The sequence below is a fragment of the Actibacterium ureilyticum genome (assembly GCF_002285435.1).
Lineage (GTDB): Bacteria > Pseudomonadota > Alphaproteobacteria > Rhodobacterales > Rhodobacteraceae > Actibacterium_C > Actibacterium_C ureilyticum.
Window position 1 is genome coordinate 364664 of the sequence record NZ_NSBT01000037.1, and the last position, 13287, is coordinate 377950.

The following is a 13287-nucleotide window of genomic DNA, read 5'->3' on the forward strand; positions in this document are numbered from 1 at the left end:
CCCCGCCGGAGGCATGAAATCCGCGCAGGCTACAGCCTGCGCACCCGCGGCCGCATCCATTGCGTCGCCGGTTCGATCATCAGCGCATGCAGCGCCCAGACCAGCGCATCCACCCGGTCCGGGCTGCCGCGCCCCTCGAACCCCTGCGCCGTCATCCGGCACATCTGGTCCTCCAGCGCCGACAGCCCGCGTATGTGGCGCACCCGGCCCTGTTCATAAAGCGCCGCGATCGGCTCGGCCCGCGCCGCCTTGCCACGTGTGGCCCGCACCGCGCGATAGGGCACCAGCGGATCGACCTGCCGCAGCACGGTCTCCACCAGATCGCCGCCCTGGTTGACCTCGGCCACCAGCCGCTCGGCCCCGTGGCGGGCCATCGCCGCCAGCGCCGCCTCGGCCCACCCTTGGGGCGAGGCTCCGGCCACGCTCGCATCCTCCAGAACGAAGGCGCGCCAATCCTGCGGCGGGCCCTGCATCTGTGCGCCGACTACAACAATGCCGCATTCATCCGATGTATTGTTTCCGGTGACCGGCGGATCCACCGCCACCACCACCCGATCCAACTCGGGCACATCCGCGACCCGCGCGGCCTCCAGCCCCGCCAGCGTCCACAACGCGCCCTCGGCATCCTCCAGCAACACCCCGTCCAGCTCCTGCCGGCCTAGCCGGGTGCCCGCATAGCGGCTGCGTACCTCGTCCAGGAACGACGCCGCCAGATAAGCCCGGTTCGCCTCGGTCGGGGCATGGGTCACGACCGTCGACGGGTTGCCCAGGATCGTCTTCAGAACCGGCACGTTGCGCGGCGTCGTGGTCACGCATTGCCGCGGCGCGGGTCCCAGCCGCAGCCCGAATTGCAACATGTCCCAGGCCTCTTCGGCCTTTTTCCACTTGGCCAGCTCATCGACCCAGGCCGCATCGAATTGCGGCCCCCGCAGGCTTTCGGGCTCATGCGCCGAAAACACCTGCGCCACCGCGCCATTGGGCCAGACCAGCCGTTTGCGTGTCGCTTCCCATTTCGGGCGGCGGTCGGGTGGCGAACAGGCCATGATCCCGCTGTCGCCGAACACCATCACCTCGCGCACTTGGTCAATGGTCTCGCCCACCAGCGCCACCCGCCGCGACCGCCCCACATCCAGCGGGCGCGCGCCCTCAACCTCGGCGCGCACCCATTCGGCCCCGGCGCGGGTCTTGCCCGCGCCGCGCCCGCCCATGATCACCCAGGTCCGCCACTCCGCGCCCTCGGGCGGCAACTGATGCGGCAGCGCCCAGAACTCGAACAGGTAAGGCAACGCCAGCAGCGCGCTCTCACTCAGCCCCGCCAGGAACGCGTCCTGCTCCTCCGGCGCCGCGCAGGCAAGCCAGTCTGCGCCGGATCTCATCTCGTGCCGCGTCCAGGTCGAGCGCATAGTCATTGATGATTCCGGCATCCGCTCTGATACGTTTTTCAACACGTGCCCTTTCATCGAATGCGGTCTGGGCGGCTTTGTTGAGGTCACTCAACGCCCCCTTCAGATCCCGTGCCCGGGCCGACCGGCCCGTTTCGACATCGGCGATGATCTCGGTCAATGCCCGGATCGTGCGCCGATAATGCTCTTCGGCCTCCGCAAGAACCTCTTGCGCGGCCAGTTCACCCCCCAGGGGAGAAATCATTGTCATATGGTGTCTTGCCCGCCTCTCATGCACCCGCACGAGCAGAAACAGAAAAGCGACCTCGGGGGATGTCCCCTTGGCCGCTTGCCCACTTCTTCTAGCTTGCCCAAAGGTATACCCCGGACCGTTCGGAAGGTCAAGAAGTTTATTATTAACAAATGGTTACGTGGTGCGCGCGCAAGGTTTTGTTAAGATCTGCAAAACGCCCATTCAGACCAACCAGATGGATCAAAGCCCGAATAGAAGTCGGCTTTGCGGGACTTTACGCCGTTCGCAGCAACCGCACCAATGGCGGCTGTACGGTTCACGGATCGTTTCGTTGTGCCCCACGACCTTGTCCGTAGACCGTATCGACGTATAGTGCCGATATGGAAGACGAAGCTCCAAAGAAACAAAAAGCGTCAGTCCGGAAGCGCGCGAATGCAATCAAAGATTTTCGCTGCAAGAACCTGATTGCAGTAATCGAAGACCCTGTTGACGTCAAAAACATTGGAACCGTAATTCGAAACGTAAACGCGCTTGGAGTCGAAAAGGCCTACGTCGTTGATCCACGCAAAGCACTGCCAGAAGACTGGCAGGATATGCGTGAGCGAAAATCGTTGTCGTCTACTTCCGTTTCGGCGGTGAAATGGACTTTCGTGAAACGCTTCGACAGCACCGAAGACTGTATGGATCACCTTGAAAGAAACGGTTTTGTGTCTGTGGTGACCTCTCCCCATGTAAAAGGAAAAACCAACGTCTTCCTTCATGAAGGTGACTTCACCAAGCACACGAAGCTTGCTGTCTGGTTTGGCAACGAAAAGCGCGGAATCAGTGAAGCTGCAGTCAACCGCAGTGAAATGTGCGTGGCGGTGCCGATGTTCGGCATGATCGAAAGCCTGAACCTCGGCACAAGCTCAGGCATAGTTCTTTATGAAGTCGCAAAGCAACGACGCGAGTATCAAAGCCGGTACAGACGGGCCAGGCACAAGGGTAAGCGAGCAAATCCTCTCCCAACTGTAATGCCACGCGACGTAGACTAACGGTTGTGCATTAGACGGGGCGCATTAGAGAAAGAGCAGACGTTCGTACGATCTACAGCATCGGTCAGAATGGGCTCAAACCCTCCCTTCCCGCCATTCCCCCGTCTTGATCCCCTCGATCGTCCAGGCCCCTACACCGTAACGGATCAGCCGCAACGTCGGGTGCCCCACCGCCGCCGTCATGCGGCGCACCTGGCGGTTGCGGCCTTCGGTGATGCGGATCTCCAGCCAGCTGTCGGGGATGTTTTTGCGCACGCGGATGGGCGGGTTGCGCGCCCACAGGCCCGCGGGTTCGGCCATCTGCCGCACCTTGGCGGGGCGGGTCATGCCGTCTTTCAGCTCGACGCCCTGCCGCAACCGCTCCAACGTGGCGTCATTCGGCACGCCCTCGACCTGCACCCAATAGGTTTTTTCCATTTTGAAACGGGGACTTGCGATGCGATTTTGAAGCTTTCCATCGTCGGTCAGCACCAACAGCCCCTCGCTGTCGCGATCCAGCCGCCCGGCGGCATAGACGCCGGGCACGTCGATGAATTCCGACAGGGTCCGCGCTTTGCTGCCCTGCGTCCCCTTGTCGGTGAATTGCGACAACACGTCGAAGGGCTTGTTGAACAGGATCACGCGGGCCATGTCAGGTCCCTATTGATTGGCGCGCTCGGCCTCGATCTCGCGCCATTTCGCGACATTGGCGTTGTGCTCTTCCAGCGTCACGGCAAAGGCATGGCCACCGGTCCCGTCCGCCACGAAATAGATGAAGGGCGTGTCATCGGGGTTCAGCGCGGCCTCGATCGCGGCGCGGCCCGGATTGGCGATGGGCGCGGGCGGCAAACCGTCAATAACATAAGTATTATAAGGGGTTTCACGGCGAAGTTCACTTTGACGCAGTCCGCGCCCAAGCGCGCCCTGACCATTGGTGATGCCATAGATCACCGTCGGGTCTGTTTGCAGCCGGATCCCCTGGTTCAACCGGTTCACGAAGACGCTGGCGACCTGGCGCCGTTCCTCTGGGACGCCGGTTTCCTTTTCGACGATGGATGCCAGCACCATCGCCTCTTCGGGGTTCTCCAGCGGCAGGCCATCGGCGCGTTCGGCCCACAGCTCGGCCAGCCAGGCTGTGCGTTTTTCCTGCATCTGGGCGATCAATTCGGCCCGGTCGGCGCCCTTGGGCACCTCATAGCTGTCGGGCGCCAGGCTGCCCTCGGTCGGGACCTCGGCGATCTCGCCGGTCAGGAAATCGGCCTGTTTCAGCTCCTCGACCACCTGCCAGCTCGTGACCCCCTCGGCCAGGGTCACGCGGAACCGCACATCGGCCTCGTCGGCATAGGTGGCGTATTCCGCCGGCACCGCGTCGACACCGGGCGCATAGGCCAGCTTTTCGACATAGCGGTTGGTGTCGGGGTCCAGCTCGCGCACTTGAACTTCGGCCGTCAAGATACCGATTCTAAAGTTGATTTCCGTGCCACAGGTCGACCGCCCACCACGGGTGATAGCATCGGTGATCTGCTCCATCGACGCACCCGGCGGGATCAGGAAACTGCCCGCCTTCAGCGCCTGTGTGCGGTCGGTGTAATCGGCGCCCGCGCGGAAGATCGCGGCGCTGCTGATCGCGCCCTGACCCGACAGGTCATCGGCCACGCGCCGCATGTTACTGCCGGGCTTGACCCGCAGGCAGATCGCCTGTTCCAGCGGCCCTTCGGCGGTGTATTGCGACTTGCCCCAGATGACCGCGCCGCCCGCGACCAGCATCAGCACGATCAGGATCGTCAGCGCGTTCGAGGCGATGTTCCGCCACATCAGCTGTCCACCCGTCCCAGCACCAACGAAGCATTGGTGCCCCCGAACCCGAACGAGTTCGACAGCGCCACGTTGATGTCGCGTTTCACCGCCTTGTTCGGCGCCAGGTCCAGCTTGGAAGCGACCGCCGGGTCGTCCAGGTTGATCGTCGGCGGCGCCACCTGGTCGCGCAGCGCCAGGATGGAAAAGATCGCCTCGACCGCGCCCGCGGCCCCCAGCAGGTGCCCGATGGACGATTTGGTCGACGACATGGTGGCCTTGCCCGCCGCATCGCCCATCATCCGTTCCACCGCGGCCAGCTCGATCACATCGGCCATGGTCGATGTGCCATGCGCGTTGATGTAGTCTACCGCCGCCGGTTCGATGCCCGCCCGCCCCAGCGCCATGCGCATGGACCGTTCGGCGCCGTCGCCATCCTCGGACGGGGCGGTGATGTGATAGGCATCGCCCGACAGGCCATAGCCCAGAACCTCGGCATAGATCTTGGCGCCGCGCGCCTTGGCGTGCTCGTATTCCTCCAGCACGACAACGCCCGCGCCCTCGCCCATCACGAACCCGTCGCGGTCGGCGTCATAGGGGCGGCTGGCGCGTTCAGGCTCGTTCCCGCGCTTGGTGGAAAGCGCCTTGCAGGCGTTGAACCCCGCGATCCCGATTTCCGAGATCGGGCTTTCGGCACCACCGGCCAGCATCACATCGGCATCGCCCCACTGGATCAGCCGCGCGGCATCGCCGATGGCATGGGCGCCGGTCGAACAGGCGGTCACCACCGCGTGGTTCGGCCCCTTGAACCCGTATTTGATGCTGACCTGGCCCGAGACCAGGTTGATCAGCGCCCCGGGAATGAAGAAGGGAGAGACACGGCGCGGCCCGCGTTCCTTGATCAGAACGGCGGTATCGGCGATCGAGTTCAGCCCGCCGATGCCCGACCCGATCATCACGCCGGTGCGGATCTGCCCCTCGCGGTCCTCGGGCATCCAGCCCGAATCCTTCACCGCCTGATCGGCGGCGGCAACACCATAAAGGATGAAATCGTCGACCTTGCGGCGCTCTTTCGGGGCCATCCAGCCATCGGGGTTGAACGTCCCGTCGCTGCCATCGCCCATCGGCACTTCGCAGGCATAGGTGGTGGTGACATTGGCGGTATCGAACCGGGTGATCGCGCCCGCGCCCGATTGCCCGTCCAGCAGCCGGCGCCAGGTTTCCTCGACCCCGCAAGCCAACGGAGACACCATCCCCAATCCGGTGACGACGACACGACGCATGTTTGTTCCTCACTGCTCGATCATGTTCCGCCCCTGATACCTTGGTTTTGCGCATAGGGGCAAGAGCACCCGACCCACGCCCTGCGCGGGGGCTTGCCGATCCCTGCGCACCGAAATGTGAGGGCGCGTGCACTGGCCGCCCCCGGCCATCGCGGTTAGGGTCGCGCGTCCCGCAACCCCCAGACGGTCCCCATGTCCCAGATCACCTTTGCCCGCCTTGGCGATATCGCCCCGCAAACCCTGTGCGATCACATGAACGACCCGCGCGTGGCAGCGCATCTGCCGCTGCTGACGCGGCGCTGGGATCTGGGTGACGCCCGCGCCTTTGTCGCCGCGAAAGAGGCCTGCTGGCAGCGCGACGGGCTGGGCCATTGGGCGTTTCTGTGCGGCCCGACCTATCTGGGCTGGGGCGGGTTCCAGAAGGAAGGGCCGGATTGGGATTTCGGGCTGGTGCTGCATCCTGATCGGTTCGGGATGGGGCCGCGCATCCTGCGGCAGGCGCTGGCCTTTGCGCGGGACGATGCGCGAATTGCGCAGGTCATGTTCCTGTTGCCGCCCAGCCGCCGCCATCTGGGCGCGTTGGACCGACTGGGCGCGCAGCCCCGCGGCCGCGTCACCCATGACGGCGCCGAGTTTCTGAAATTCACCCTGGAAACCGGCTGAGCCCGCTCAGACAAAGGGCGCGACGGGTTCGGGTTCGGCGCGCGCCGCGCTCAATGCGGCGTCCAGCGTCAGCGTCCGGTTGACCAACGCCCGCCCGACCACCGCCCCGGCGATGTTGGGGATGTATTTCAGCCGCGCGATATCGTCGATGCCGCGCACCACGCCGCTGGCGATAACCGGCGTCCGCGTGCGCGCCGCCAGCCCAGAAATCGCACCCAGCGTGCCGTCGGATTCCCCCATATCGGCGTCGATATCGGTGATCTTGATCGCGGCCAGCGGCACACCGTCGAAGGCGGCGATCAGATCCTCGGCCCGGATCGCCGATGGCGTGCGCCAGCCCTCGCTCATCACCCGGCCCGCGCGGATATCGACCGACACCACGATCTGGTCGGGAAAGCGCCGTGCCAGCGCGGCCACCAGGTCGGGTTCGTGCAGCGCCAGCGTGCCGACCACGACGCGCCCCGCCCCCATGTCCAGCCAATGGGCGATCTTCTCGCGCCCGCGCATCCCGCCGGCCAGCTGCACCGGAATGCCGGCCGAGCGGATGATCGCGATGATCAGGTCGTAATTGTCCCGCCCGCCCTGCAGCCCGTCGAAATCCGTCAGCTGCATCCATTCCGCGCCGTGCTGGGCAAATTCGCGCGCCGTCAGCACCGGATCGACATCCCACACGACCGGCGTGTCCAGCCGCCCCTTGTGCAGGCTGACACATTGCCCGCCCAGCATTTCGATTGTCGGATACAGGATCATCGGCCCCTCCTGCCCGGGGTGCGCGCGCTGTGTGGTGTCGTTGGCGGCGCATGCGGGCGAAACTGCGATTCCCCTGACAGTTTACCCTAGGTCAGCGGATTGCGCAGGTCCAAAGCCCGCACCGGCAAGGATCCGCCCCCCGGAATGCGAAACGGCGCCCGTCGGGGCGCCGTCCGCTGATCTTGATGGCCGTCCCGGATCAGGACGCTTCAGAGATGAACTTCACCGCGTCGCCAAAGGTCTGGATAGTCTCGGCGGCGTCATCGGGGATCTCGATGCCGAATTCTTCTTCGAAAGCCATGACCAGTTCGACGGTGTCCAGGCTGTCTGCACCCAGGTCGTCAATGAAAGATGCGTTTTCGACAACCTTGTCTTCTTCAACACCCAGGTGCTCGACAACGATCTTCTTCACGCGATCTGCGACGTCGCTCATATCTTTTCCTCATTCCGTCTCGGGCCCTGTGACCCGGTTCTTTCTTTTGATCCTGAAGGACCGCTCAATCAGCAGATCACGCAAGCGTGGCTGCACAAACTGCGCCGCCTATAGCACATCGTTTACGCTAGGCAAACGCTTTCCGGGGCCTGCCCCGGCTCAGAACATGGACATCCCGCCATTCACATGCAAGGTCGCGCCGGTGACATAGGCGGCTTCCTGACTGGCCAGGTACACGACCGCGGCGCCGATCTCGTCGGCATCGCCCATCCGGCCCGCGGGCACCTTGACCAACAGCTTGTCCTTCTGGTCATCGGTCAGCTTGTCGGTCATGGCCGTGGTGATGAAGCCGGGCGCGACGCAGTTCACGGTGATCCCGCGGCTGGCGATTTCCTGGGCCAGCGATTTCGACATCGCCACCATGCCCGCCTTGGACGCGGCGTAATTCGCCTGGCCCGGGTTGCCCGTGGCCCCCACGATCGAGCTGATATTCACGATCCGGCCCCAGCGCGCCTTGGCCATACCGCGCAGCACGCCCCGGCACAGCCGCATCGTGGCGGTCAGGTTCACGTCCAGCACGCTTTGCCAGTCGTCATCGCTCATGCGCATGAACAGCCCGTCGCGGGTGATGCCCGCGTTGTTCACCAGGATATCGACCGATCCCATCGCCTCGGCCGCCTGTTTCGGCAGCGCCTCGACCGCGTCTGGATCGGACAGGTTGCAGGGCAGCACATGCACCCGTTCGCCCAGGTCGTCGGCCAGCGCCTGAAGCGGTTCGGTCCGCGTGCCCGACAGGGCCACGGTCGCGCCCTGCCCGTGCAGCGCGCGTGCAATCGCCCCGCCAATACCGCCCGAGGCGCCGGTCAACAGCACCGTCTTTCCGGTCAGATCAAACATGAAAACTCCTTTTTCACTGGGTTCCCCCGTCCGGCCGTCTTCGGCCGGCCCCCTTCCAGTTTCGTGTCGTGTCGTGTCAGCCCGCCAGCGACGCCGCGGCCGCGGCCACGTCATCGGGGGTGCCGACGGTCCGGCAGGTGGCGGACCGGTCGATGCGCCGGATCATGCCCGACAGCGCCTTGCCCGCGCCGATCTCCCAGAACTCGGTCACACCCTTATCCAGCATCCATTGCACGGATTCGCGCCAGCGGACCGAATGGGTCACCTGTTCGACCAGCAAAGAGCGGATGGTTTCGGGATTGCTGACATCATGGGCCAGCACATTCGCCACCAGCCGCACGCTGGGATTTTCGATATCCACATCGTCCAGCGCCTCGGCCATCACCCGCGCGGCGGGGGCCATCAGCTTGCAGTGGAACGGCGCCGACACCGGCAGCATCACCGCGCGTTTCGCGCCCGCTTCCTGTGCCAGTTCGATCGCGTGCTGCACCGCCCCGGTCGCGCCCGACACCACGACCTGTCCCGGGTCGTTGTCATTGGCCGCCTGACAGACCGCGCCCGTGGCCTTGGCCGCGCGCTGCGCCAGATCGTTCACCGTCTTGAAATCCAGACCCAGCAGCGCCGCCATGGCGCCCTGGCCCACCGGCACGGCGTCCTGCATGGCCTTGCCACGAATGCGCAGCAGCCGCGCGGTATCGGCGACCGAAATCGCCCCCGCCGCCGCCAGCGCGGAATATTCCCCCAGCGAATGCCCCGCCACATAGGTCGCCGCCGTCACCGGCACGCCCTCGGCCTCCAAAGCGCGCATCGCGGCAAGCGAGGTCGCCATCAGCGCCGGTTGGGCGTTCTGCGTCAGGGTCAGGGTTTCGATATCGCCATCCCAGATCAGCGCGCTCAGCCGTTCGCCCAGGGCGTCGTCCACCTCGTCGAACACCGCTTGCGCGGCGGGATAGGCCTCGGCCAGGGCCTTGCCCATCCCGATGGTCTGCGCCCCCTGTCCCGGAAATACGAATGCCCGTGTCATGCTGCCCCCTCCTGGCGCTCTATTCGATGTGGCGCAGGTCTAGACGCTCTGACCGCACATCACAAGGGCGTGCCGGTGGTCCGCATCGCTGCACCGATCCTGTGCGGGTCCACCCTGTTCATATCGCGGCGGCCTGATTACTGTCTCGCGAAATCGAACGGAGAGAGCGCAATGGCCCTTGGGAACAGCTTCACAAGTTACGGCAGCCTGACCAAAACCCTGCACTGGTTGACCGCGCTGCTGATCCTGACGGCATTTCCGCTGGGGCTGATCGCCGACAACCTCGCCTATGACACCTCCGATCAGCTTCGGCAGAAGGCGCTTGTGTTCTCACTGCACAAGACCGTCGGGATCACCGCGTTCTTCGTGGCGCTGGTGCGGATCCTCTGGGCGCTGGGTCAGAAGAAGCCGGGGCTGCTGAACGCCGAGCACAGGCTGGAATCCTTCGCCGCCGAGCTGATGCACTGGATGCTCTACGTCTCGATGCTGATCGTGCCGCTGTCGGGCTGGCTGCACCATGCCGCGACCGAAGGCTATGCGCCGGTTTTTCTGCCCTTTGGCGACACCCTTCCCTTTGTGCCGAAATCGCCGGCGGTGGCCGAATTCTTCGCGGGCTGGCATTTCGTCTTTACCAAGGTGCTGGCCGTGTCGGTGCTGCTGCACATCGCGGGCGCGGTGAAACATGCGGTGATCGACCGCGACGGCACGCTGCGGCGGATGTGGTTCGGTGCGCCGGTTGGCGCCGTCCCGCCCGCACAAAGCCACAGCCGCAGCCCGCTTTGGGTGGCCGCCGCGCTTTATGCGGTGGCAATCAGCGCGGGTTCGGCCATCGGGCTGTCCCATGACGACACCCGCCCGACCGGCGCGCTGGCTGCGGTCGAGACCGACTGGCAGGTGGTGACCGGAGATCTGGCGATCACCGTCCTGCAGAATGACGCGCCCATCACGGGCCGGTTCGCCAACTGGACCGCCGCCATCCGGTTTGACGAAACCCCGGTCGACGGCGTGCATGGCGATGTCACGGTGACCATCGACATCGGGTCGCTGTCGCTGGGCACCATCACCAATCAGGCGCTGGCGGCGGATTTCTTCGATGCCGCCACCTTTCCCACCGCGACATTCACCGCGACCCTGCGCAGCGCCCAGACCGGCTATCTGGCCGATGGCGTGCTGTCCCTGCGCGGGTTCGAGGTGCCGGTGCAGATGCCCTTCGACCTGCAGATCGACGGCGACACGGCCGATATGACCGGCCAGATCACGCTGGACCGGCGGGACTATGAGATGGGCAAAGGCTATGCGGATGAAAGCACCGTGGGCTTCGGCGTTGACGTGACCGTGGCGCTGACCGCCCGGCGGGCCGAGGGCTGATCAGCCCGCCGCGATGCGCGCCAGAAAATCGGTGGCGGTGTGGTCTTCGACCTCTGCCGCCTCGATATTGGCGACGTTGCGGCGCACGCGGGCGGCATGGCGGGCGGCATCGACCGACTGGTTCGACCCGCGCGCGATCTTGGCCGCCAGCTCCTGTTCCGACCGGGTATAATAGTGGTTCAGCTGAATCGCGTCGGCGGCATAGAACGCCGCGCTGGCCCGGGCCGAGATGTTGAACATCTGCCCCCGGTCGTTCCAGGTGACGCGCTGGTGGTCGGTTTCCATCTGATGCACCTTGATGCCCGTCACCCGGGCCGGATCGACGATCACCTTGAAATTCGTCACCCCGCGCGCCCCGCTCATCGGATCGGCCGCCCGGCGGGTATAGTTCGCCAGCACCCCGCCCTGGGGCGGCACGTCATGGCCGTTGCGGCCGAAATTGTGCCAGGGCAATGAGATATTGTGGCATTTTTCAAGCCCCGCCAGCGCCTTGGGCAGGCTGTCGGCGGCTTTCGGCACCAGGAACTCGTCGGCGTCGATACAGGCCATCCAGCGATAGCGCGGCCCGAAATTGCGGATCGCATGGGCATAGGCCAGCACCTGATTGTGGATCTCGCGCCCCGTGCGGGCATCGCGCAGCTTCTGGTTCCAGGGCAGCACGGTCAGCCCGTCGGGCGGCAGCGCCCCTTCGAGCATGCCGATCGTGGCGTCGGTGCTGCCATTATCATAGGCGATGACATGCGCCACGCCCGCCCGGTGGTGGAAACGCGCCCATTCGGCGATGTGGCGTTCCTCGTCCCGGACGATCAGAACGATGGCCAGCCCCGCCCGGTCGCTTGCGGGTTTGGGCGGGTCGATCGCCAGCTTGGTGATCGGTTTTTGCGAAAACAGCCTGATCATGGGGCCCATCCTGTTGCCGGGCCCCAGACTTAGCGGGTTGTGACCGGCCAGATCAAGCGTGCCGGTCACCAGAAGGGATCAGTCGGCCTTCATCGCCTCGATCGAGATCGTCACCGCGACCTCGTCCGACACATAGGGGGCGAATTTGCCCAGCCCGTAATCGCTGCGCAGCAACGTGGTGGTGGCGTTGAACCCGGCCCAGGGCTTGCCCTCCATCGGGTGGTCGCCCGTCTGGTTCAGAACCGCGTCCAGCACGACCGGCTTGGTCACGCCGTTCAGCGTCAGATCGCCGGTGATCAGCGCGGTGGTGTCGCCCGTCACCTCGATCCCGGTCGAGGTGAAGGTCACCATCTCGTCCTCGGTCGCGTCGAAGAAATCGGCCGACATGAAATGGGTGAACCGCTCTTCCCAGCCGGTCAGCATCGACATGGCGGGCATCGCGACCGTCACGCTCGAGGCCGCGGGATCGGCGGCGTCGAACATGATTTCGCCCTCGAAGCCCGAGAACATGCCCCAGGTGGTCGAAAAGCCCAGGTGCTGATAGGAAAACAGGATCTGGCTGTGGCTGGAATCCAGCACGTATTTCTCGGCCTCGGCAAAGGCGGGCATGGCGGCCAGCGCGACGGCGGCGGCAAGAAGGGTCGATTTCATGTTGGACTCCGGTTGATTGCGTTGCCCCTTGATGTCTGTCGAACCGGCCCCGCGGCAATCCGAAGCTTCTCAACAGAATGTGTTCGGGAACGAACAGCGCCGACGGCCAAGGGCGCGCTGGTGCTTGCATCACCGGCCCGGACATGTATAAGGCCCCATCCTTCCGCATCGAAACGCAACCGGTGCAGCCTCTCGTGAGCGGGGCGCGGAGGGTGGATTGCCCGCTCTATGAAGTGCACTTGTACATGAACGGAGATCACATGCCGCTTTACGAGCATGTCTTTATCGCGCGTCAGGACCTTTCCAACGCGCAGGCCGAGGGCCTTGTCGAACATTTTGGCGCCGTACTGGCTGACAACGGCGGCAAAGTCGTCGACAGCGAATACTGGGGCGTCAAGACGATGGCCTACAAGATCAACAAGAACCGCAAGGGCCACTATGCCTTCCTGAAGACCGATGCCCCCTCGGGCGCGGTGCAGGAAATGGAACGCCTGATGCGGCTGCATGACGACGTGATGCGCGTTCTGACCATCAAGGTCGACGATCACGCCGAGGGCCCGTCGGTTCAGATGCAGAAGCGCGACGAACGCGGCGACCGCCGCGAGCGCCGTTGATCGCCCGCTTTAGGAAAGGATTGTAAACCATGGCTGCAAAACCATTTTTCCGCCGTCGCAAGACTTGCCCCTTCTCGGGCGACAACGCGCCGAAGATCGACTACAAGGACACCCGCCTGCTGCAGCGCTATATCAGCGAGCGCGGCAAGATCGTCCCCAGCCGCATCACCGCCGTTTCGGCCAAGAAACAGCGTGAGCTGGCCCGTGCAATCAAGCGCGCCCGCTTCCTGGCGCTGCTGCCCTACGCCGTGAAGTAAGGAGA

General features: G+C 64.7%; 16 protein-coding genes. 5 read left to right on the plus strand and 11 right to left on the minus strand.

All coding sequences use genetic code 11. From position 1 onward, the window contains the following. Window positions 1–29: 29 nt before the first annotated feature. Together CLM60_RS14675 and CLM60_RS20745 are read right to left on the minus strand one after the other, a co-directional pair. A complete protein-coding gene (locus tag CLM60_RS14675) occupies window positions 30–1376 on the minus strand; it encodes a DNA-packaging protein (protein WP_095590717.1) in 1347 nt (448 codons plus the stop codon). Beyond that, the gene (locus CLM60_RS20745) at window positions 1303–1653 is read right to left on the minus strand and encodes a hypothetical protein (RefSeq protein WP_141246528.1); all 351 of its coding nucleotides are present in this window, start codon (window positions 1651–1653) and stop codon (window positions 1303–1305) included. Before CLM60_RS20745 ends, CLM60_RS14675 begins: the two co-directional genes overlap by 74 nt. A 362-nt stretch (window positions 1654–2015) precedes the next feature. Between CLM60_RS20745 and CLM60_RS14680 the strand changes: the two genes are divergently transcribed. Then, window positions 2016–2669, plus strand: a complete 654-nt coding sequence (locus CLM60_RS14680) for a TrmH family RNA methyltransferase (protein WP_095589878.1) — start codon at window positions 2016–2018, stop codon at window positions 2667–2669. 75 nt (window positions 2670–2744) lie between these two features. Here the strand turns inward: CLM60_RS14680 and CLM60_RS14685 are convergent, their stop codons facing one another. From CLM60_RS14685 to fabF, 3 genes are read right to left on the minus strand one after another with little or no spacing between them, the layout of a single operon-like run. After that, a complete protein-coding gene (locus tag CLM60_RS14685; protein WP_095589879.1) occupies window positions 2745–3299 on the minus strand; it encodes a pseudouridine synthase in 555 nt (184 codons plus the stop codon). Window positions 3300–3308: 9 nt separating this feature from the next. Then, window positions 3309–4463, minus strand: a complete 1155-nt coding sequence (mltG, locus tag CLM60_RS14690; protein WP_095589880.1) for an endolytic transglycosylase MltG — start codon at window positions 4461–4463, stop codon at window positions 3309–3311. After that, entirely contained in the window at window positions 4463–5725 is a 1263-nt protein-coding gene (fabF, locus tag CLM60_RS14695; protein ID WP_095589881.1) for a beta-ketoacyl-ACP synthase II, read from the minus strand. Before fabF ends, mltG begins: the two co-directional genes overlap by 1 nt. A gap of 192 nt (window positions 5726–5917) precedes the next feature. Between fabF and CLM60_RS14700 the strand changes: the two genes are divergently transcribed. Further along, on the plus strand, window positions 5918–6388 hold the full coding sequence (locus CLM60_RS14700) for a GNAT family protein (protein WP_095589882.1): 471 nt from the start codon (window positions 5918–5920) through the stop codon (window positions 6386–6388). A gap of 6 nt (window positions 6389–6394) precedes the next feature. On the opposite strand, the gene CLM60_RS14705 is transcribed toward CLM60_RS14700, so the two are convergent. The 4 genes from CLM60_RS14705 to fabD all read right to left on the minus strand — a co-directional run bounded on the left by CLM60_RS14705 (window position 6395) and on the right by fabD (window position 9492). After that, window positions 6395–7138: a 1-(5-phosphoribosyl)-5-[(5-phosphoribosylamino)methylideneamino]imidazole-4-carboxamide isomerase gene (locus CLM60_RS14705; protein WP_095589883.1), complete on the minus strand. Its 744-nt coding sequence runs from the start codon at window positions 7136–7138 to the stop codon at window positions 6395–6397. A 199-nt stretch (window positions 7139–7337) separates the two neighbouring features. Next, entirely contained in the window at window positions 7338–7571 is a 234-nt protein-coding gene (locus tag CLM60_RS14710; protein ID WP_050602116.1) for an acyl carrier protein, read from the minus strand. Window positions 7572–7730: 159 nt separating this feature from the next. Beyond that, the gene (gene fabG / locus CLM60_RS14715; RefSeq protein WP_095589884.1) at window positions 7731–8468 is read right to left on the minus strand and encodes a 3-oxoacyl-[acyl-carrier-protein] reductase; all 738 of its coding nucleotides are present in this window, start codon (window positions 8466–8468) and stop codon (window positions 7731–7733) included. Window positions 8469–8544: 76 nt separating this feature from the next. Beyond that, complete coding sequence (gene fabD / locus CLM60_RS14720; RefSeq protein WP_095589885.1) at window positions 8545–9492, minus strand: ACP S-malonyltransferase; 948 nt, start codon at window positions 9490–9492, stop codon at window positions 8545–8547. Between the two features lie 171 nt (window positions 9493–9663). Here fabD and CLM60_RS14725 point away from each other — a divergent pair, with 171 nt between their 5' ends. Continuing rightward, window positions 9664–10860 (plus strand): cytochrome b/b6 domain-containing protein, encoded by a 1197-nt coding sequence (locus tag CLM60_RS14725; protein WP_095589886.1) that lies wholly within the window; start codon window positions 9664–9666, stop codon window positions 10858–10860. Here CLM60_RS14725 and CLM60_RS14730 read toward each other — a convergent pair whose 3' ends face one another. Together CLM60_RS14730 and CLM60_RS14735 are read right to left on the minus strand one after the other, a co-directional pair. Beyond that, window positions 10861–11760, minus strand: coding sequence for a glycosyltransferase family 92 protein (locus CLM60_RS14730; protein ID WP_095590718.1), 900 nt, complete (start codon window positions 11758–11760; stop codon window positions 10861–10863). Between the two features lie 78 nt (window positions 11761–11838). Next, a complete protein-coding gene (locus CLM60_RS14735) occupies window positions 11839–12411 on the minus strand; it encodes a YceI family protein (RefSeq protein ID WP_095589887.1) in 573 nt (190 codons plus the stop codon). Between the two features lie 260 nt (window positions 12412–12671). Here CLM60_RS14735 and rpsF point away from each other — a divergent pair, with 260 nt between their 5' ends. After that, a complete protein-coding gene (gene rpsF, locus CLM60_RS14740) occupies window positions 12672–13025 on the plus strand; it encodes a 30S ribosomal protein S6 (RefSeq protein ID WP_036558643.1) in 354 nt (117 codons plus the stop codon). Window positions 13026–13054: 29 nt separating this feature from the next. Next, window positions 13055–13282 (plus strand): 30S ribosomal protein S18, encoded by a 228-nt coding sequence (gene rpsR / locus CLM60_RS14745; protein WP_036558641.1) that lies wholly within the window; start codon window positions 13055–13057, stop codon window positions 13280–13282. Window positions 13283–13287: the final 5 nt, after the last annotated feature.